Here is a 19,985-nt window from a genome sequence, read left to right as displayed (position 1 = left end):
GGTGATGTCGGTACCGGAGTTGGTGATGAACTGCGGGTCGTCGCTGCGGTTGTGGCCGGCCTTGGTGGTCAGCCAGCCGGGCAGACCGCCGCTGTCGACCTCCAGGAGGCCCTGGAGGGGCTCGAAGACGCCTGGGGTCCCCGCGACCGTCAGACCGCGTGACGGGCGCTCTCCGGGGCGTCCGCCGGTCAGGGCGCCCGCCTCACGGGCGATGAGGTCGCCCGCGCCGTAGTCCCAGGCGTTCAGACCGCGCTCGTAGTAGCCGTCCAGGCGGCCGGCCGCGAGGTCGCAGAGATCGACCGCCGCGGAGCCGCCGCGCCGGATGTCGCGGAGCAGCGGGATCAGCCGCCGGGCGACCTCGGCCTGGTGGGTGCGGACCTCGGTGACGTAGTTGAACCCGGTGGAGACCAGGGCCTGCTCCAGCGGAGGCGCGGGGCGGCAGGCCAGCGCGCGCTCGCCCTCCCACGCGCCCGTGGCCCGGGCGCCCTCGCCGCGGACCGCGTGGTACGTCTCGCCGCGCATCGGGACCGCCACGACCCCGACGACCGTCTCGCCGTCCTGCTCCGCCGCGATGGACACCGACCAAGTGGGTAGTCCGTACAGGTAGTTGACGGTGCCGTCGAGGGGGTCGATCACCCAGCGGACACCGCTGGTGCCCTCGCTGGAGGCGCCCTCCTCGCCGAGGAAGCCGTCGTCCGGGCGCCGGGCGGAGATCAGGTCCGTGATCAGCTTCTCGGCCGCGATGTCCATCTCGGTCACCACGTCGATGGGGCTCGACTTGGTGGCGGCCACCGCGAGGTCGGCGGGGCGGCCGTCCCGCAGGAGGTCGCCGGCCCGGCGGGCGGCCTCCCGGGCCAGCTCCAGCAGCTCCTGGTGGAGGGGGTCGGTCACCTGGCTCCTCATGCGTAGGGGCTGTCGGCGCCCGCGGCGGCCGGCTTGGGGGCGCGGGTCGGGCAGCAGCCGATCGGGCAGAGGTTGTGGCCGGCGCCGAGAGCGCCCAGGGCGCAGGGGGTGACGTCCTCGCCGCGCTCGGTGCCCGCCCGCTCCAGCACCAGGTCGCGGATCGCGGCCGCGAAGCGCGGGTCGGCGCCCACCGTGGCCGAGCGGCGCATGGGGAGACCCAGTTCCTCGGCCTTGGCCCTGGCCTCCGTGTCGAGGTCGTAGAGGACCTCCATGTGGTCGGAGACGAAGCCGATGGGGGCGATGACCACCGCCGGGGCGCCGGCCTCCTGGAGGGTCTCCAGGTGATCGCAGATGTCCGGTTCCAGCCAGGGGATGTGCGGGGCGCCCGAGCGGGACTGGTAGACGAGCCTCCAGGGGTGGTCGACACCGGTGCGGTCGCGGACCGCCTCGGCGATCAGCCCCGCCACCTCCAGGTGCTGCTCGACGTACGCGCCGCCGTCCCCGTGGTCCTCGACCGGTCCGGAGGTGTCCGCGGACGCGGTGGGGATGGAGTGCGTGGAGAAGGCGAGGTGGGCGCCGTCCCGGACGTCCTCGGGGAGGTCGGCGAGGGACTGGAGGACGCCCTCGGTCATCGGCTCCAGGAAGCCCTCGTGGTTGAAGTAGTGGCGCAGTTTGTCGACCTTCGGGAGGTCGAGGCCCTCCGCCTCCAGGGCGGCCAGCGACTCCGCCAGGTTCTCGCGGTACTGGCGGCAGCCCGAGTACGAGGCGTAGGCACTGGTGGCCAGCACCAGGATGCGGCGCCGGCCGTCGGCGACCATCTCGCGCAGGGTGTCCGTCAGGTACGGCGCCCAGTTGCGGTTGCCCCAGTAGACGGGCAGGTCAAGGCCGTGGTCCGCGAAGTCCTTGCGGAGGGCGTCCAGCAGGGCGCGGTTCTGGTCGTTGATGGGGCTGACCCCGCCGAACAGGAAGTAGTGTTCGCCGACTTCCTTGAGGCGTTCCTTGGGGATTCCGCGCCCGCGCGTGACGTTCTCCAGGAAGGGGATCACGTCGTCGGGGCCCTCGGGGCCGCCGAAGGAGAGCAGGAGCAGGGCGTCGTAGGGGGTGGCGTCGAGCACGTCTCGCATGGGTCGATCCTGTCATCCGGTACTGACAGCCGGGAAACGGTGGGGTGACGGGCCGGGTTCCCGCGGCGGCCGAACCGGTGCGAGGCCGTCCGGACAGGTGCGTCAGGGTCACCTAACTCGTAAGCTGTATCGGCCGCATACGCGCCTTACCGAGCCGCTGTCCCTTTCCTCATCGGAGCCCGCCGTGCCCAGCCCCTACCGCGCCCTGTTCGCCGCACCCGGCTCCAAGGGTTTCTCCGCCGCGGGCTTCCTCGGCCGGATGCCGCTGTCGATGATGGGCATCGGCGTGGTCACGATGGTCTCCCAGATCAGCGGGCGGTACGGGCTCGCGGGCGCGCTGTCGGCCACCATCGCGCTGGCCGCCGCGGCGATCGGACCGCAGATATCCCGGCTGGTGGATCAGCACGGGCAGCGCCGGGTGCTGCGGCCGGCGACGCTGGTCGCGCTCGCCTCGGCGGCCGGGCTGCTGCTCGCCGCACGGCTCGGGTGGCCGGACTGGGTGCTGTTCGTGTGCGCCGCGGGGATCGGGGCGGTGCCCAGCCTGGGGGCGATGATCCGGGCCCGCTGGGCGGCGCTGTACCGGGGGACCGAGCAGCTGCACACCGCGTACTCGTTCGAGTCGGTGGTCGACGAGGTCTGCTTCATCTTCGGGCCGATCATCTCCATCGGGCTGTCCACCGCCTGGTTCCCGGAGGCCGGGCCGCTGCTCGCCGCCTGCTTCCTCGCCGTCGGCGTCTTCTGGCTGACCGCCCAGCGGGCCACCGAGCCGAAGCCCCACCCGCGCGAGAGGCAGGGCGGCGGCTCGGCGCTGCGCGCGCGTGGGCTGCAGGTTCTGGTGGCCACCTTCGTCGCGACCGGGACGATCTTCGGGGCGGTGGACGTCGTCACCGTGGCCTTCGCCGACGAGCGGGGGCACAAGGCCGCCGCGAGTGTCGTGCTCGCCCTGTACGCGGCCGGGTCCTGCGCGGCGGGAATCGTGTTCGGGCTGCTGCGGTTCACAGGGACACCACAACGTCGCTGGCTGCTGGGCATATGCGCGATGGCCGTGAGTATGATCCCCCTCCTACTGGTCGGAAACTTGCCGTTTCTGGCCGTGGCGCTCTTCGTCTCGGGCCTGTCCATCGCTCCCACGATGATCACGACGATGTCCCTGATCGAAGAGCACGTACCACGCGCGCAGTTGACCGAGGGCATGACCTGGATCAGCACGGGTCTCGCCGTCGGTGTCGCGCTCGGCTCGTCCGTGGCCGGCTGGGTCATCGACGCGGCCGGCGCACGTGCCGGGTACGGGGTTCCGGCGGTGTCCGGAGCCGTCGCGGTCGCGGTCGGTTTCCTGGGGTATCGCCGGCTCAGCAGGCCGGCTCCGCGACGGGGAGGCACCGTTGAGCAGCACAGCGAGCGCGAAGAACGGCACGTGGCGTAACTGGGGCGGCAATGTCACGGCCCGTCCCGCGCGGGAGGTCACTCCGGCCTCCGTGGAGGAGCTGGCCGCGGCCGTGCGGAAGGCCGGGGAGGACGGGCTGACCGTGAAGGCGGTCGGTACGGGCCATTCCTTCACGTCGATCGCGGCCACGGACGGAGTGTTGATCCGCCCTCAACTGTTGACCGGCATCCGCAAGATAGATCGCGACGCCATGACCGTCATGGTGGAGGCAGGCACCCCGCTCAAGAGGCTCAACATGGCCCTGGCGCGCGAGGGTCTGTCGCTCACCAACATGGGCGACATCATGGAGCAGACCGTCTCCGGCGCCACCAGCACCGGTACGCACGGCACGGGGCGCGACTCGGCCTCGATCGCCGCCCAGATCAAGGGACTGGAGCTGGTGACCGCCGACGGCTCGGTGCTCGTCTGCTCCGAGAAGGAGAACCCGGAGGTGTTCGCGGCCGCCCGGATCGGCCTGGGCGCCCTCGGAATCGTCACCGCGATCACCTTCGCCGTGGAGCCGGTCTTCCTGCTGACGGCCCGCGAGGAACCGATGCCGTTCGACAGGGTGCTCGCCGAGTTCGACGAACTCTGGGCCGAGAACGAGCACTTCGAGTTCTACTGGTTCCCGCACACCGGCAACACCAACACCAAGCGCAACAACCGCAGCGCGGGCCCGGAGAAGCCGGTGAGCCCGGTCGCCGGCTGGTTCGAGGACGAGTTCCTCTCCAACGGCGTCTTTCAGGTGGCCCAGTGGGTCGGCCGGGCGGTGCCGGGCACGGTCCCGACGATCGCCCGGATCTCCAGCAAGGCCCTGTCCGCGCGCAGCTACACCGACATCCCCTACAAGGTCTACACCTCGCCGCGCCGGGTGCGCTTCGTGGAGATGGAGTACGCCGTCCCGCGCGAGGCGCTGAAAGAGACGCTGCGGGAGCTGAAGACGATGGTGGACCGCTCCGGCCTCAGGGTCAGCTTCCCCGTCGAGGTGCGCACCGCCCCGGCCGACGACATCACCCTGTCCACCGCCTCGGGCCGCGACAGCGCGTATGTCGCCGTCCACATGTTCAAGGGCACGCCCTACCAGGCGTACTTCACCGCCGCCGAGCGCATCCTCACCGCGCACGAGGGCCGGCCGCACTGGGGCAAGGTGCACACCCGCGACGCCGAGTACTTCGCGTCCGTCTACCCCCGCTTCGACGAGTTCACCGCCCTGCGGGACCGCCTCGACCCGGACCGGCGTTTCCAGAACGACTATCTGCGGCGGGTGTTGGGGGCGTAGCGCACCCGGCGATTGGTTCCGTTTACGGCGATTCCGTGAACTATGCCACGTCCAAGATCCCAAAAACCGCTCAACAGGCGGTCACACCCGGCTTCTTGTCAGAAGTTGGGGGGCGCGCCAATCCACGCACGTGGTCCAAATGGAGTACTGTTGCGAGCCCTGGGTCAGGTCTCCCGCCAGGGCGTCCTCGGCTTCAAGGACCGCCGGGAGGGGGCTAGTTGCACAGGGTGACGGAGTTGGTCACTTAGCGTTGCGAATAGGTAACCGTGCCATAACGGCGACTCAGGGCTCGTGCCCGACACGCCGGGCAACTCGGCAAGGTTGTGGCAGGCTGCACCCGGGCAGGCCACACTCGACTAGCGGAAGCAGCGACGCACGTGACGTCGGCAGGCACCACCCGGGAGGTCCCCATGCCCGAACTGCGTGTCGTGGCCGTCTCGAATGACGGCACACGGCTGGTGCTCAAGGCTGCCGACTCAACGGAGTACACCCTTCCGATCGACGAGCGGCTGCGTGCCGCCGTCCGCGGTGACCGGCCCCGCCTCGGCCAGATCGAGATCGAGGTCGAAAGCCATCTCCGTCCCCGTGACATCCAGGCGCGTATACGCGCCGGTGCCACGGCGGAAGAAGTCGCGCAGCTCGCAGGAATCCCCGTCGACCGCGTACGCCGCTTCGAGGGCCCCGTGCTCGCGGAGCGTGCGTTCATGGCCGAGCGGGCGCGCAAGACCCCGGTCCGCAGGCCCGGTGAGAACGCCGGGCCGCAGCTCGGCGAGGCCGTCCAGGAGCGGTTGCTGCTGCGCGGCGCCGAGAAGGACACCGTCCAGTGGGACTCCTGGCGCCGCGACGACGGCACCTGGGAGGTTCTGCTGGTCTACCGGGTCGCGGGCGAACCGCACTCGGCGAGCTGGACCTACGACCCGCCCCGGCGGCTCGTCCAGGCCGTCGACGAGGAGGCTCGCTCGCTGATCGGCGAGTCCGACGACCTCGCCGCGCCGGAGCCCAGCTTTCCCTTCGTCCCGCGTATCGCCCGGCTGCCGCGCGACCGTCCGCTGGACCGCGCCCTCGACCGGCCGAGCCTGCCGGCGCAGGCGTCCGAGCCCGCGGAGGAGAGCACGGCGAGCGAACGGGACTCGCTGACCAGCCTGTTGGAGGCGGTACCGAGCTTCCGCGGCGACCTGGTGGTCCCGGAGCGCCCCTCCGAGGCCCCCGCCGCCGAGGAGCCCCCCGCCGCCGAACCGGTGGAGGAGGAGCCCCCGGCCCCCGCGGCCTCGGCGGGTTCGGCCTACGCGGACGTCCTCATGCCCCGCTCGGTCACCAGCCACCGTGACCGCCTGGTCGGTGCGACGGACCGCCAGGCGGAGGCGGACGGCGTCCGCCCTGGCCGCCGCGCGGCGGTCCCGAGCTGGGACGAGATCGTCTTCGGCACCCGCCGCAAGAAGCAGGAGTAGCAGACAGGAGTACGAGGGTGAGGGCCCGGCGACCCGACAGGCAACGGCCCCTCACCCTCACTCCCCCCAGCCAATCCCCTCGCGGCCGGCACGACCAGTCGAACCCGTGGCCACCGCATCGCCCGCCGGACCCTCACGCACGCGCACCGGCCACCAATCCCCCGCACGCCCGGGCCGAACCCCCGCACACACACCGGCTGTCCAGCCCACACACGCACACCAGCCCTCCCACACGTGTACCGGCCGGCCCCTCGCACACGCCAGCACCAGCCATCGAACCCGTGGCCGCCACACTGGCTGTCCACCCCACACGCACGCGTGCCGATCACTCAGCCCTCGCACGCCAGCGCCGCCAGTCGAACCCCCGCCCGCCGGCCAGCAGTCCAACCCCTCGCGCACGCGGGACGGCCGCTCAGCCCCCGCAACCGGTACCGGCCGCCGAACCCCTCCCACGCGCACCGGCCGTCCAGCCCTCACGCACGCGCACCGGCCACCACGCCCCCGCACGCCGGCGGCGCCAGTCGAACCCCCGCCCGCCAGCCGGCAGTCGAGCCCCCTCGCGTACGCGGGACGGCCGCTCAGCCCCCGCAGCCAGTGCCGGCTGTCCAGGCACTCCGGCGTGCACCAGCCGGCGAGTTCTCGCGGACGCAGACCCGCCGGGGAGGCCGCGGGCCGGCGGCTACTGGGGGGTCGGGCCCACGGCCACCGGTCGGGTCGGGTTCGAGGACCACTCCGACCAGGAGCCCACGTACAGCGCCGCCGGGATCCCCGCCACCGCGAGTGCCAGTACCTCGTGCGCCGCGGAGACTCCCGAGCCGCAGTACACGCCGACCTCCGAACCGTCCGCCGCGCCCAGGGACTTGAAACGCTCCGCGAGCTGTTCCACGGGCAGGAACCGCCCGTCCTCCCCCACGTTCTCGTTCGTGGGCGCGGAGACTGCACCCGGGATGTGCCCGCCGACCCGGTCGATCGGCTCCACCTCACCCCGGTACCGCTCCCCCGCCCGCGCGTCGAACAGCACTCCGTCCCGGGCCAACGCGGCGGCCGCGTCGGCGTCCAGCAGCCCCCACTCCCCCGCGACCGGCTGGAAATCACCCTCGTCCGGCGTCGCCACCGCCGTCTCCAGTCGTCCCTCCCAGGTCGGCAACCCGCCGTCGAGGACCCGCACGTCCGGGTGACCCGTCCAGCGCAGCAACCACCACGCCCGGGCGGCCGCCCAGCCCTGTCCGCCGTCGTACACGACGACCGGCGTACCGGCCGAGACACCCGCACGTCGCATCGCGGCGCCGAAGACCGCGAGGTCGGGCAGCGGGTGCCGGCCGTGCTCACCGGGCGCGGCGGCCAGTTCCGAGTCCAGGTCGACGTAGGCGGCAGAGGGGATGTGCCCGGCCGCGTACTCGGCACGGCCGTCGAAGGCGGGCTCTCCGGCCGCCTTGGGCATGCTGAGCTGCCAGCGGACGTCGAGCACCACGGGCGGGTTGGTTCCCGCCAGGTCGCTCGCGAGTCGGGATGCGGAGATGATGGCGTTCATGGCCACCATCCTCGCGCACGGGGTGGCCGCATCGTCCATGTCCGGCTACTCTGCTCGGCCGGACACGCTCGATCACGAGGCGTACGGACTCGAGCACATGCTGTACAGCTGATCGACACCCGTGGGCCATCGCACCGAACGGACGCGGAACGGCACACCGGGCACTCTGCGGGCCCGGGCATCCGGTCGCGGCGCGCCCGGAGCGCGCACCGCCACGGGTGGTGCGAGCATCGGCACGGGTACCGGAGAGCGGAAGCGACACGGCCACCGCGAGGGGTCGAGGGAGAGTGACGATGACCGAGGCACGGGGGTCGGCCGGCCCGAACGGCGACACGAACGCCCGGCACACACCTGGGACACCCTGCTGGGTGAGCCTGATGGTGCACGGTTTGGCCGCGACCCAGGACTTCTACGGCGCCCTGTTCGGCTGGGAGTTCCAGCCGGGGCCGCAGCAGCTGGGGCCCTACGTCCGGGCGCTGCTCGACGGTCACGAGGTGGCCGGTATCGGCCAGCTCCCGCCGGACCGTCATCTGCCGATCGCCTGGACGCCGTATCTGGCCTCGGACGACGTGGATCTGACGGCGGAGACCGTTCGGCTGTGCGGTGGCACGATCGGTGTGGGTCCCCTGGACGCCGCCGAGGCCGGCCGTCTCGCGATCGGCTCCGACCCCTCCGGCGCGGTCTTCGGCATCTGGCAGGCCGCGGCCCACCTCGGCACGGGCATCACGGGCGTGCCCGGCACCCCCGCCTGGAACGAGCTCCTCACCTACGAGTCGGTGAGCGTCGCCAAGTTCTACGAGACCGTGTTCGGTTACGAGGAGGAGCCGGTCGTCTCCGCCGACTTCGACTACGTCACCCTCCATGTCGACGGCCGGCCCGTCGCCGGCATCCAAGGCGTCGGACACGCCCTCCCCCGCGACCGGGGCCCGCACTGGATCACCTACTTCGAGGTCGCCGACGCGGCCGAGTCCGTCTCCCACCTCGTGGATCTGGGCGGCCATGTCCTCAGTTCCCCGAAGGACAGCCCCCACGGCAGGGTCGCCACGGTCGCGGACCCCGAGGGAGCACGCTTCTCCCTGATCGAAGGCCCCCGCTGAGCCCGGCTCAGAGCGAGTGCACCGGCAGTACGTCGGGCGACAGCGCCGCCGCGCGGGCCGTTGCCGCTGTCATGCGGCGGCGGTGGTGCCGGCGGCACAGGACCTCGTAGCCGACGGCCTCCGCCTGGTTGACGTCACCGACGACCACCTGCGCGCCCTCGACGACCATCTCGCCGCCCACGGTGCGGGCGTTGTGGGTGGCGCGGGCGCCGCACCAGCACAGGGCCTCGACCTGGAGGACCTCCACGCGGTCGGCGAGTTCGACCAGGCGCTGCGAGCCGGGGAAGAGCTTGGAGCGGAAATCGGTCGTGATGCCGAAGGCGTAGACGTCGAGCCCCAGGTCGTCGACCACACGTGCGAGCTGGTCGATCTGTTCGGGCACCAGGAACTGTGCCTCGTCGGCGATGACGTAGTCCGCGCGGCCGCCCTGGGAGAGATGGTCGACGAGGTAGGCGTAGAGGTCCTGGCCGTCCTCGACCTCCACCGCGTCCGTGACCAGGCCGAGGCGGGAGGAGAGCTTGCCCTCGCCCGCGCGGTCGTCCCGTGTGAAGATCATGCCCGCCAGGCCGCGCGCCGAGCGGTTGTGCTCGATCTGGAGAGCCAGCGTCGACTTCCCGCAGTCCATCGTTCCGGAGAAGAACACCAGCTCGGGCATGGGGAGTCGAGCACCTTTCGGGCAGCGGGACACAGGACGGGCTTCAGGAGCGTACTTCGAGCAGGGGGATCAGTTGTTCGGCAGGGGTCATCGAACCGTGGTTGCCGACCATCGCCGACTCCTTCGGCTCCCGCTCGGACGCGATGATCAGGACGTCGTCGCGGGCGGCCGCCACCACGTCCCCGATGCGCGCGTACACACGGTCGTCGATGTGGGGGCCGAACCAGCCCGCCGCGATCGCCTGGTCCCGCGAGGCCACCCAGAACTGCTCGCCGAGCACCTCGCGCCAGCAGGTCAGTACGTCGTTCTCGGCGCCCGGCACCGCGTAGACATGGCGGGCACGGCCCTCGCCGCCCAACAGGGCTACTCCGGCGCGCAGTTCCCAGTCCTCGTCGAAGTCGATGCGGTGCTGTTCGTCGAAGGGGACGTCGATCATTCCGTGGTCGGCGGTGACGTACAGCGCGGTGCGCGGCGGGAGTTGCCCGGCGAGGCGCTGGACCAGCCGGTCGACGTGCATGAGCTGGCCGCGCCAGGTGTCCGAGGCGACGCCGTAGCGGTGGCCGGCGCCGTCGAGCTCGGCGTAGTACGTGTAGACCAAGGAGCGGTCGCCGGCGGCCAGTTGCTCGGCGGCGAGGTCCATGCGCTCCTCGCCGGACAGCCGTCCCTGGAACGTTCCGCCGCTGAGCGCGACCTTGGTCAGGGGGGTGTTCTCGAAGGTGGGCGACGAGACCTGCGCGGCGTGCACACCCGCGTCGTGGGCCAGCTGGAAGACGGTGGGATACGGCTGCCACGCGCTCGGTGGCGTCCACGGCTGCCAGCGCAGCTGGTTCATCAGCTCGCCGGTCTCCGGGTTGCGCGCGGTGTAGCCGGGCAGGCCGTGCGCGCCGGGCGGCAGGCCGGTGCCGACGGAGGCGAGGGAGGTCGCGGTGGTCGCCGGGTAGCCGGTGGTCAGCGGGCGGCCGGTGCCGCCGCGCGAGCTCGCCAGCAGCGAGGTCATGAACGGCGCCTCGTCCGGATGGGCGCTGAGCTGCTCCCAGCCGAGGCCGTCGATCAGGAACACGCAGTTCCGGTCGGCGGGGGCGAGCTCGGAGATCGCGGCCGCCATCCCGGGTACGCCCATGCCCGCGGCCAGGGTCGGCAGGAGGTCGGCGAGGGAGCCGCTGCCGTATTCGGGCAGCGGCGCGGAGTCGACGGCGAGGGGTTCGGGGTGGGCGTCCCAGGGGGAGGGGGCGTGAACCATCAGCGGGTGATGTCCGCGGTCGCCTCGGAGAGCGACTGGGCGAAGGCGAGGGCCTGGCGGACCGTCTCGGGCCCGTCGCCGGCCTCGCTGACGCGCAGGCTGAGGTCGTCGGCCGTGGAGTTGCCCGTGTAGCCGTGGTCCGCCTCGCAGTTGGGGTCGCCGCAGGCGGCGGGCTCCAGGTCGATACGGGAGACGGCGCCCCAGCCGATGGTGAGGACGACCTCGCGGGGCAGGGTGCCCACCGTGTACTGCTCGGGGTTGGCGACCACACGGCTGACCACGACCGAGGAGATCCGGCCGAGCTTCACGGACTCCGTCGACGTCGTGGCGTACGGCGTCGGGGAGGTGGTGTCGGCCGCCTGCTCGTCGGTGTGGCTGACGATGAAGCGGTTGGCGGTGAGGACGAGCACGGTCACATGCCGCCGCACCTCGTTCTGGTCGAACGTCGTCTCCTGGTGGACCAGGTACGACCGGATGGAGTCGCCGCCCACGGCGGCCTCCACCGCCTCGGCCACGAGGGCCGGGTAGTAGCCACTGCGCTCGATCGCCGCTCGCAGCCCCTGGGTCGTCGTACTGGTCTTGGCCATGACGTCCATCCTACGGTGGCCCACTGACTGCGAGGCACCGCTCACGGGTGGTTCAGTACACCGGGAGCGTGCGCGGGCCGAGGTCGTCGCGGGCGGGCGGCGGGGCCAGGCGCAGGGAGGCGCCGAGAACGCTCAGGCCGCGCGGGGAGACGACGACCGGCTCCAGGGTGACCGCGACGACCTCGGGGTGGTCGTCGACCAGTCGGGACACCCTCAGGAGCAGTTCTTCCAGCGCAGGCGTGTCGACCGGGGTCGAGCCGCGCCAGCCGAACAGGAGCGGGGCCGTGCGGATCGACCGGACCAGCGAGGTCGCCTCCCGGTCGGTGACCGGGACCAGGCGGTGCGCCATGTCGCCGAGCAGCTGGGAGGCGGGTCCGGCCAGGCCGAAGGAGACCACGGCGCCGGCCGCGGGGTCGACGACGGCCCGCACGATCGTGTCCACACCGCGTGGTGCCATCCCCTGCACCACGGGCCGCAGCTCCTCCGGCTTGCCGAACAGCTCCGTCAACTCGGCGTACGCACGCCGCAGTTGCTCCTCGTCCGCGAGATCCAGGCGTACGCCGCCCAGGTCGGCGCGGTGCCTGAGGTGCGGGGCGGTGGCCTTGAGGGCGACGGGGTAGCCGAGGCCGTCGGCGGCGCGGACGGCGTCGTCCGGGGTGAAGGCGGGGGTGGCCCGGCGTACGGCTATCCCGTAGCGGCCCAGCAGCTCGCAGGTCTCGTCCGTGCCGAGGGTGAGGCCCTGCCCGCGCGCGAGCAGTCCGTCGATCTGCTCGGCGGCGCCCTTCTCGTCGATGTCCTCGTACTCGGGGACCCTGCCGGGATCGGCGGCCTCACGCCGCCACTGCGCGTAGTGCACCGCTTCGGCGAGGGCACGGGCGGCCCGCTCGGCGGCGGGATAGGCCGGGATCAGGCGCGAGCAGGCCTCGGGGGCCGGGGGCTGCGCCGCGGCCACACCCGCCGAGACCGGTGCCGCGGCCGGCGGCGGCAACTGCTGCGAGGGCCGCAGCCGCCGGACCCCTCCCCCGGCGCCCGCCCCCTCGCCACTCATACCGTCACCCGACGTGGCACCGGCCGGCCCGGGAGCCGTACCGTCGGCCCGGGGCGCGGCACCCCCCGCTCCCGTGACGGAGCCGGCCGCCCGGGGTACGAGGCCGGCCGTCGTCGTCGCCGTGCCGCCCGCCCGGGGCGCGGCACCCGCCGTCCTGGTCGCCGTGCCGTCCGCCTGGGGCGCCGTGCTGGCCGCCGCCGACAGGGCCGCCGCGAGGCCGCCGAGTTCCACGTGTACGACGAGTACCGGCTTCGTGGGGGCCGCTTCCGCGGCGGAGCGCAGGGCATCCGCCAGCTCCGCGTCCTGGGGCGAGGTCTCGCCGATCGCCGGGATCGCGGTCACCACCACCGCGTCGCAGGAGTCGTCGCCGAGCGCCCGCAGCAGCGCCGCGTGGAAGTCCGCCGCCGTCGCGCCGGTCGTCAGGTCCAGCGGGCGCTGCGGTCTGAGGCCTTCGGCGAGACAGGCGTCGTAGGTCAGCAGCCCGAGGGACTCGGAGTTCCCCACGATCGCCACGCGCGGGCCGGCCGGCAGCGGCTGGCGGGCCAGCAGCAGCCCCGCGTCGACCAGTTCGGTGATCGTGTCCACGCGGATCACGCCGGCCTGCCGGAGCAGCGCGGACACCGTGGCGTGCGGGAGCCGCGTCGCCCGGACGGCGTGTCCCTGCGGCGCGGAACCGGCGCCCTGGACGACGACCAGCGGCTTGGCGGCCGCCGTCCGCCGGGCGAGGCGGGTGAACTTGCGCGGGTTGCCGATGGACTCCAGGTACATCAGGACGACGTCGGTGTCCGGGTCGTCGTACCAGTACTGGATGACGTCGTTGCCGGAGACGTCCGCGCGGTTGCCGGACGAGACGAAGGTGGACACCCCGGTGACGCCGGTGACACCGCCGCCGCGCCGGTGCAGCCGGGACAGCAGCGCGATGCCGATGGCACCGGACTGCGCGAACAGGCCGATACGGCCGGGGCGGGGCATCTCGGGGGCGAGGGAGGCGTTGAGGCGCACGTCCGCGGAGGTGTTGATGACGCCGAAGGCGTTCGGCCCGATGATCCGCATGCCGTACGTGCGCGCGTGTCGGACGAGTTCGCGCTGGCGCTCGCGCCCCTCGGGCCCGCTCTCGGCGTACCCGGCGGAGACCACGACCAGCCCCTGCACGCCGTGTTCGCCGCACTCGGCGACGACCTCGGGGACGTGCTCGGCGGGTACGGCGACGACGGCCAGGTCGACGGGGCCGTCGATGTCCCGGACCGAGCGGTGGGCGGGGATGCCGTCCAGTTCCTTGAGGTCCTCGGGGAAGGCCTTGTTGACGGCGTGGAGCTGCCCGGCGTATCCGGCGTCCCTGATGTTGTCGAGGATGCTGCGGCCGACGCCCCCGGGCGCGCGCCCGGTGCCGACGACGGCGACGGCGCCGGGGGCCAGCAGCCGCCGTACGGAACGGGCCTCGGCGCGCTGTTCACGCGCGCGCTGCACGGCGAGGGAGCGGTCGGTGGGTTCGAGGTCGAACTCCAGGCGGACGACGCCGTCCTCGAAGCTGCGCTTCTGGGTGTAGCCGGCGTCCGTGAACACCTTGATCATCTTGCTGTTGGCGGGAAGCACCTCGGCGGCGAAGCGGCTGACGCCGCGCTCGCGGGCGACGGCGGCGATGTGTTCGAGGAGCGCGGAGGCGACGCCCCGGCCCTGGTGGGCGTCCTGGACGAGGAAGGCGACCTCGGCCTCGTCGGCGGGCGCGGACGCGGGCATGCCGTCGGCACCAATGCGGTCATAGCGTACGGTGGCGATGAACTCGCCGCCCACCGTGGCCGCGAGTCCCACCCGGTCCACAAAGTCGTGGTGCGTGAAGCGGTGGACGTCCTTCGCGGACAGGCGCGGGTAGGGCGCGAAGAAGCGGTAGTACTTCGACTCGTCCGAGACCTGCTCGTAGAAGCTGACCAGGCGGTCCGCGTCATCGACGGTGATGGGGCGGATGCGCGCGGTGCCGCCGTCGCGCAGCACCACGTCGGCCTCCCAGTGGGCGGGGTACTCGTGCCGGTCCGACGAGGTCTGCATGGGCCCCAGAGTACGGCTCGCGTCCGACAACGGCGCGAGGCAGTCTGTGGAGAACACCGCGGGCTGTGGAGAGCCGGATCGGCGGCCTGTGGAGAACTGAAGAAGGACGGACGTCGGGCCGAGGCCGCGGTCCGACCACCCACCCCGGACGGGATGAGGGACCGCTCCGGAGACGCCTCATGTGTGGGAAACTGGTCTAGACAACTCTGAGAACCGAAGGGCAGCATCACATGGCTGAGCGCCGCGTCAACGTCGGCTGGGCCGAGGGCCTCCACGCCCGCCCCGCTTCCATCTTCGTCCGGGCCGCCACGGCCGCAGGCATCCCCGTGACGATCGCCAAGGCCGACGGCAACCCCGTCAACGCGGCCTCCATGCTGGCCGTCCTGGGCCTCGGCGCCCAGGGTGGCGAGGAGATCGTCCTCGCCTCGGACGCCGAGGGTGCGGACGCCGCTCTCGACCGTCTCGCCAAGCTGGTCGCGGAGGGGCTCGAGGAGCTTCCCGAGACCGTCTGAAAAGCGAATTGAGGTTCACGGCACTCGCCGCCCCACAGCACTGAAGGGCTCGTCCGGAATTACCGGGCGGGCCCTTCGCTTTTCCCTTTCGCGGGCAGCAGAAGTAATCCCCCGCGAATTGTCTCCTCTTTGTATACGGCGCCCGTGTTAATGCCGCAGGCCCGACATGTTTACGGGATGTTGCGAGTTCCTCACACCGTTCACCCGTTCGGGGGCGCCGAAGCGCAGGCGGTGGGCGGCGGTCGAGCGCTCGGTGTGCAGCGTGGTGATGGCACGCGCGCGGTCGCCGTCCCCGCGGGCCACCGCGTCGACGATCGCGCCGTGCTCCGCCCAGGACTCGACCGGGTTGGCGGGCGCGTCGACGGCGTACATCCAGGCGATCTTGTGGCGCAGCTGGGTCAGCATCGAGGTCAGCGCGGGGCTGCCGGAGGCCTGCGCGAGCGTCTCGTGGAACCAGCCCCCCAGGGAGCGCAGATCCTCGCTGCTGCCCCTCCTGGCGCGCTCCTGGCCCAGCCTGACGAGGCCTCGGAGGACCTTGAGGTGGGCCTCGGTGCGCCGCTGGGCGGCCCGGGAGGCGCCGAGCGGCTCCAGGAGCATACGCATCTCCAGCAGGTCGGAGGCCTCCTGCTCGGTCGGCTCCGCGACGCACGCGCCGGCGTGCCGCCTGGTCACCACGAAGCCCTCGGCCTCCAGGGTGCGCAGGGCCTCACGGACGGGGACGCGGGAGACGCCGTAGCGGCGGGCGAGGAGTTCCTCGGTGAGGCGGCTGCCGCGCTCGTAGACACCCGCGACGATGTCGTCACGGATGGCCGTGCACACCGAGTGCGCCGGAATACGCATGACCAACCTCCGCCTTAATCCCCGTGAAACGTCGTCGATTGACGTTGTGTCCAAGGACTCTATTGCAATGAGCCGGAATTTCCGACGGCGGACCGGAATCCATGGATATTTTTTGGACAGCAGGGCGACAGAAACGGCGAAACCCCGGCTCGGGGAGCCGGGGCCTCGGAAGATCTCGCGGTCCGTCGTCAGACGTTCACGCCGTGCGAGCGCAGGTAGGCGACCGGGTCGATGTCCGAGCCGTACTCGGCGGTCGTACGGGCCTCGAAGTGCAGATGCGGTCCGGTGGTGTTGCCGGTCGAGCCGGAGAGGCCGATCTGCTGGCCCGGGGTGACCTTCTGGCCGGCCGAGACCCCGATGGACGACAGATGGCCGTACTGGGTGTACGTGCCGTCGGCCATCCTGATCACGATCTGGTTGCCGTAGGCCCCGCCCCACCCGGTCTGCACGACCGTGCCCGAGCCCACGGCGTGGACGACGGTGCCGCTCGCCGCGTGGAAGTCGATGCCGGTGTGGCTGCCGGAGGACCACAGGGAGCCGCCGGTCTTGTAACCCGTGGAGACGTACGAGTCGGAGATCGGGGCGACGAAGGTGTTGAGGCGCTTGCGCTCGGCCTCGCGGGCGGCCCGCTCCTTGGCCTCGCGCTCCGCCTTGGCCTTCGCCTCGGCCTTCTTGCGCGCGGCCTCGGCGGCGGCCTTCTTGCGCGCGGTCTCCTCGGCGGCCTGCTTCTGCGCGGCGGCCTGGGCGTCGATCTTGTCGGCTATGGAGTCGCCGATCGTGATGACGGGGGTGAGACCGGTCTGCTCCACGGAGTTGTCGGCGGCGAGCGCGGGAGCCGCGAGGCCGCCGATCACACCGGTGGTGGCGAGGGCCGCGACGCTCGCGGCCTGGGCTGTACCGCGCTTGATGCGGCTGGGACGACGGTGCTTCCCGGTGGCGCACATGAACGCCATGTGGTGGCTGGTCCTTTCCTTCCCTCTCGCCTACCGGGTTAGCTGACGGGTTCGGAGCAGGAAGGTCTCCTACGGACCCCCTCGCGGCTCGCACGGGCATCCGATTCACCCCAGGGACTGCGTGGGTCCCCGGCTCCCCTGGCTCGCGCCGTACGGGGACTCGGCGATGGCTGTCCGGTGCCGCGGATGCGGCGCGGTGCCTGACGGACAGCCCGGACGACGCTAAGCGGGGCCGCTTTCAATCCCCAAACGGATCACGGTGTTTGTAGCGCATCCCACAGGGCAGACAGGCAACTCTCCTTCGATTCCCCGCCAATTCGGACAAAAGAGAGCCCTGGTGACGCGCGCGTCACCAGGGCCCCACGCGCGCGTGGCGCTACTCGGCGGACACCACGGTGACTTCACCGATGCCGAGGGCCTCGACGGGCTCCTTGATCTGGGCCGCGTCGCCGACCAGCACGGTCACCAGCCGGTCCACCGGGAACGCGTTCACGACCGCCGCGGTGGCCTCCACGGTGCCGGTCGCGGCGAGCTGCTGGTACAGCGTCGCCTGGTAGTCGTCGGGCAGGTACTGCTCGACCTGGTCGGCCAGGGTGCCCGCGACGGCCGCCGCGGTCTCGTACTTGAGCGGCGCAACGCCGACGAGGTTCTGTACGGCGACATCGCGTTCGGCGTCGGTGAGACCGCCCTCGGCGAGCGTGCGGAGCACCTTCCAGAGGTCGTCCAGTGCGGGACCGGTGTTCGGGGTGTCCACGGAACCGCTGATGGCGAGCATGGCCGCGCCGGTGCCGTCCGGGGCGGACCTGAGGACCTGCCCGAAGGCGCGCACCCCGTACGTGTAGCCCTTCTCCTCGCGCAGCACACGGTCCAGACGCGAGGTGAGGGTGCCGCCCAGGCAGTACGTGCCGAGCACCTGGGCGGGCCACACCCGGTCGTGCCGGTCGGCGCCGACGCGGCCGATGAGGAGCTGCGTCTGGACGGCTCCCGGACGGTCCACGATGATCACGCGGCCGGTGTCGTCGGCCGTCACCGCGGGCACCGGGCGGGGGTCGGCGCCGGAGCCGGTCCAGGCACCCAGGGTCTCGCCCAGCAGCCCGTCCAGGTCGATGCCGGCGAGGTCGCCGACGACCACGACGGTGGCCGTGGCCGGCCGGACATGACGGTCGTAGAAGCCTCGTACCGCCACCGCGTCGATCTTCTCGACGGTCTCCTCGGTGCCCTGGCGCGGGCGCGACATGCGCGAGGTCGCCGGGAACAGCTGGCGGGAGAGCTCCTTGGCGGCACGGCGGGAGGGGTTGGCCAGCTCGTGCGGGATCTCGTCCAGGCGGTTGCGGACCAGCCGCTCGACCTCGCTGTCGGCGAACGCGGGCGCCCTGAGCGCGTCGGCGAGCAGACCGAGCGCCTTGGCGAGCCGGGAGGCGGGGACCTCCAGGCTGAGACGGACGCCGGGGTGGTCGGCGTGCGCGTCCAGGGTGGCGCCGCAGCGCTCCAGTTCGGCGGCGAACTCCTCGGCGGAGTGCTTGTCGGTGCCCTCCGAGAAGGCGCGCGCCATGATCGTGGCGACACCGTCGAAGCCGGCCGACTCGGCGTCCAGGGGCGCGTCGAGGAGCACCTCGACGGCGACGACCTGCTGGCCGGGGCGGTGGCAGCGCAGCACCGTCAGGCCGTTGTCCAGCGCGCCGCGCTCGGGCGCCGGGAAGGCCCAGGGCCTGGCCTCGCCGGCCTGGGGCTGCGGGTGGAACTCCATCGTGGCGAGCTCGGTCACTTGGCCGCCTCCTCGTTCTTGTCGCCGGCTTCGACCGTGGCCTCGGCCTCGGGGTCCTCGGGGGGATCGGCGTCCTCTGCGGTCTCGGCGGCGATCGGCTCGTAGACGAGCACCGCGCGGTTGTCGGGGCGCAGGCGGGCCTTGGCGACCTCGCGGACCTCCTCGGGGGTCACCGACAGCACCCGCTGGACGGCGGTCAGGGCGAGCTGCGGGTCGCCGAACAGGACGGCGAACCGGCACAGTTCGTCGGCGCGACCCGCGACCGTGCCCAGCCGGTCCAGCCACTCGCGCTCCAACTGGGCCTGGGCGCGCTCCATTTCCTCGGCCGTGGGGCCCTTCTCGGCGAACCGGGCGAGCTCCTCGTCGATGGCGGTCTCGATGACCGGCACCTCGACGTCACCGGAGGTCTTCACGTCCAGCCAGCCCAGGGAGGGCGCTCCGGCCAGCCGCAGCAGGCCGAAGCCGGCGGCCACGGCCGTACGGTCGCGGCGCACGAGGCGGTTGTAGAGGCGGGAGGACTCGCCGCCGCCGAGGACGGTCAGCGCCACGTCGGCGGCGTCCGCCTCGCGCGTGCCGTCGTGCGGGAGCCGGTAGGCGGCCATCAACGCGCGCGCGGGGACCTCCTCCTCGACGACCTCGCGCAACTGCTCGCCGATGATCTCCGGCAGCGAGCCGTCGCGCGGGGCGGGCTTGCCGTCGTGCGAGGCGATGGAGCCGAAGTACTTCTCGATCCAGGCGAGCGTCTGCTCCGGGTCGATGTCGCCGACGACCGACAGGACGGCGTTGTTGGGGGCGTAGTAGGTGCGGAAGAACGCGCGCGCGTCCTCCAGGGTGGCCGCGTCCAGGTCGGCCATGGAGCCGATCGGAGTGTGGTGGTAGGGGTGGCCCTCCGGGTAGGCGAGGGCGGTGAGCTTCTCGAAGGCCGTGCCGTAGGGCACGTTGTCGTAGCGCTGCCGGCGCTCGTTCTTGACGACGTCGCGCTGGTTCTCCATGGACTCGTCGTCCAGGGCGGCGAGCAGCGAGCCCATGCGGTCGGCCTCCAGCCAGAGGGCGAGCTCCAGCTGGTGGGTGGGCATGGTCTCGAAGTAGTTGGTGCGCTCGAAGCTGGTGGTGCCGTTGAGCGAGCCGCCGGCTCCCTGCACCAGTTCGAAGTGGCCGTTGCCCTTCACCTGGCCCGAGCCCTGGAACATCAGGTGCTCGAAGAGGTGAGCCAGGCCGGTACGGCCCTTGACTTCGTGGCGCGAGCCGACGTCGTACCAGAGGCACACCGCCGCGACCGGGGTCAGATGGTCCTCGGAGAGCACCACGCGCAGCCCGTTGGCCAGGCGGTGCTCGATCGCTGTCAGGCCTCCGGAGCCTGCCTGGTCTGTGGCCGTGTGACCCATGGGCATGTACGTCCCTTCGCCTCGCGGATGCGGTGGTGGAAACCGCGGTTTTCCTGCCGGTCCTGCCACTGTATGCAAGCGTGCGGACCCTGGGCGAAGTTCCCGCGGGACGTACGCCCACAGCGGATCGCGTAGCCTTCCGCCACGCCGGG

The 19,985-nt window shown here is 72.2% G+C and carries 15 protein-coding genes, 1 pseudogene and 1 riboswitch; of the genes and pseudogenes, 5 read left to right on the top strand and 11 right to left on the bottom strand.

From position 1 onward, the window contains the following. Positions 1 to 99 precede the first annotated feature (99 nt). A pseudogene (locus ABZT17_RS31805) lies at positions 100 to 891 on the bottom strand (inositol monophosphatase family protein); the annotation flags it as partial. Between the two features lie 8 nt (positions 892 to 899). After that, positions 900 to 2,027: a ferrochelatase gene (locus ABZT17_RS31800; protein WP_356353879.1), complete on the bottom strand. Its 1,128-nt coding sequence runs from the start codon at positions 2,025 to 2,027 to the stop codon at positions 900 to 902. A 184-nt stretch (positions 2,028 to 2,211) separates the two neighbouring features. On the opposite strand from ABZT17_RS31800, the gene ABZT17_RS31795 reads away from it, so the two are divergent. From ABZT17_RS31795 to sepH, 3 genes are all read left to right on the top strand, one after another. Beyond that, positions 2,212 to 3,450 (top strand): MFS transporter, encoded by a 1,239-nt coding sequence (locus tag ABZT17_RS31795; protein WP_356353878.1) that lies wholly within the window; start codon positions 2,212 to 2,214, stop codon positions 3,448 to 3,450. Then, complete coding sequence (locus ABZT17_RS31790; protein ID WP_356353877.1) at positions 3,410 to 4,729, top strand: D-arabinono-1,4-lactone oxidase; 1,320 nt, start codon at positions 3,410 to 3,412, stop codon at positions 4,727 to 4,729. The genes ABZT17_RS31795 and ABZT17_RS31790 overlap by 41 nt, the downstream gene beginning before the upstream one ends. Positions 4,730 to 5,139: 410 nt before the next feature. Further along, the gene (gene sepH, locus ABZT17_RS31785; protein WP_356353876.1) at positions 5,140 to 6,177 is read left to right on the top strand and encodes a septation protein SepH; all 1,038 of its coding nucleotides are present in this window, start codon (positions 5,140 to 5,142) and stop codon (positions 6,175 to 6,177) included. 679 nt (positions 6,178 to 6,856) lie between these two features. On the opposite strand, the gene ABZT17_RS31780 is transcribed toward sepH, so the two are convergent. Further along, the gene (locus tag ABZT17_RS31780) at positions 6,857 to 7,708 is read right to left on the bottom strand and encodes a sulfurtransferase (protein WP_356353875.1); all 852 of its coding nucleotides are present in this window, start codon (positions 7,706 to 7,708) and stop codon (positions 6,857 to 6,859) included. Between the two features lie 293 nt (positions 7,709 to 8,001). Between ABZT17_RS31780 and ABZT17_RS31775 the strand changes: the two genes are divergently transcribed. Next, the gene (locus tag ABZT17_RS31775; RefSeq protein WP_356353873.1) at positions 8,002 to 8,805 is read left to right on the top strand and encodes a VOC family protein; all 804 of its coding nucleotides are present in this window, start codon (positions 8,002 to 8,004) and stop codon (positions 8,803 to 8,805) included. A 7-nt stretch (positions 8,806 to 8,812) separates the two neighbouring features. Here the strand turns inward: ABZT17_RS31775 and ABZT17_RS31770 are convergent, their stop codons facing one another. Genes ABZT17_RS31770 through ABZT17_RS31755 form a run of 4 tightly spaced genes read right to left on the bottom strand, consistent with a single transcriptional unit; the run spans position 8,813 to position 14,378 of the window. Continuing rightward, positions 8,813 to 9,460 carry a thymidine kinase gene (locus tag ABZT17_RS31770; RefSeq protein WP_356353871.1) on the bottom strand — a complete coding sequence of 216 codons (648 nt, stop codon included), beginning with the start codon at positions 9,458 to 9,460 and terminating at the stop codon, positions 8,813 to 8,815. A gap of 43 nt (positions 9,461 to 9,503) precedes the next feature. After that, on the bottom strand, positions 9,504 to 10,700 hold the full coding sequence (locus ABZT17_RS31765) for a nucleotide pyrophosphatase/phosphodiesterase family protein (protein WP_356353869.1): 1,197 nt from the start codon (positions 10,698 to 10,700) through the stop codon (positions 9,504 to 9,506). Continuing rightward, entirely contained in the window at positions 10,700 to 11,296 is a 597-nt protein-coding gene (locus tag ABZT17_RS31760; protein ID WP_356353867.1) for a DUF5998 family protein, read from the bottom strand. Before ABZT17_RS31760 ends, ABZT17_RS31765 begins: the two co-directional genes overlap by 1 nt. A 43-nt stretch (positions 11,297 to 11,339) precedes the next feature. Then, complete coding sequence (locus ABZT17_RS31755) at positions 11,340 to 14,378, bottom strand: GNAT family N-acetyltransferase (RefSeq protein ID WP_356353865.1); 3,039 nt, start codon at positions 14,376 to 14,378, stop codon at positions 11,340 to 11,342. A 230-nt stretch (positions 14,379 to 14,608) separates the two neighbouring features. Between ABZT17_RS31755 and ABZT17_RS31750 the strand changes: the two genes are divergently transcribed. Further along, a complete protein-coding gene (locus ABZT17_RS31750; RefSeq protein WP_007385204.1) occupies positions 14,609 to 14,890 on the top strand; it encodes an HPr family phosphocarrier protein in 282 nt (93 codons plus the stop codon). 147 nt (positions 14,891 to 15,037) lie between these two features. Here the strand turns inward: ABZT17_RS31750 and ABZT17_RS31745 are convergent, their stop codons facing one another. From ABZT17_RS31745 to ABZT17_RS31730, 4 genes are all read right to left on the bottom strand, one after another. Beyond that, complete coding sequence (locus ABZT17_RS31745; RefSeq protein ID WP_356353863.1) at positions 15,038 to 15,730, bottom strand: GntR family transcriptional regulator; 693 nt, start codon at positions 15,728 to 15,730, stop codon at positions 15,038 to 15,040. 188 nt (positions 15,731 to 15,918) lie between these two features. Further along, the gene (locus tag ABZT17_RS31740) at positions 15,919 to 16,683 is read right to left on the bottom strand and encodes a M23 family metallopeptidase (protein ID WP_356353861.1); all 765 of its coding nucleotides are present in this window, start codon (positions 16,681 to 16,683) and stop codon (positions 15,919 to 15,921) included. A gap of 12 nt (positions 16,684 to 16,695) precedes the next feature. After that, a riboswitch (cyclic di-AMP (ydaO/yuaA leader) is annotated at positions 16,696 to 16,859 on the bottom strand. Between the two features lie 200 nt (positions 16,860 to 17,059). Beyond that, entirely contained in the window at positions 17,060 to 18,448 is a 1,389-nt protein-coding gene (locus tag ABZT17_RS31735; protein ID WP_356353859.1) for a pitrilysin family protein, read from the bottom strand. Beyond that, positions 18,445 to 19,833, bottom strand: coding sequence for a pitrilysin family protein (locus ABZT17_RS31730; protein ID WP_356353881.1), 1,389 nt, complete (start codon positions 19,831 to 19,833; stop codon positions 18,445 to 18,447). Before ABZT17_RS31730 ends, ABZT17_RS31735 begins: the two co-directional genes overlap by 4 nt. Positions 19,834 to 19,985 lie beyond the last annotated feature (152 nt).

Origin of the sequence: Streptomyces sp. NPDC005648, from assembly GCF_040605395.1 — a bacterium.
GTDB lineage: Bacteria > Actinomycetota > Actinomycetes > Streptomycetales > Streptomycetaceae > Streptomyces.
Note: the sequence above shows the minus strand (reverse complement) of the source record. Positions and strands in the feature narration are given on the sequence as shown.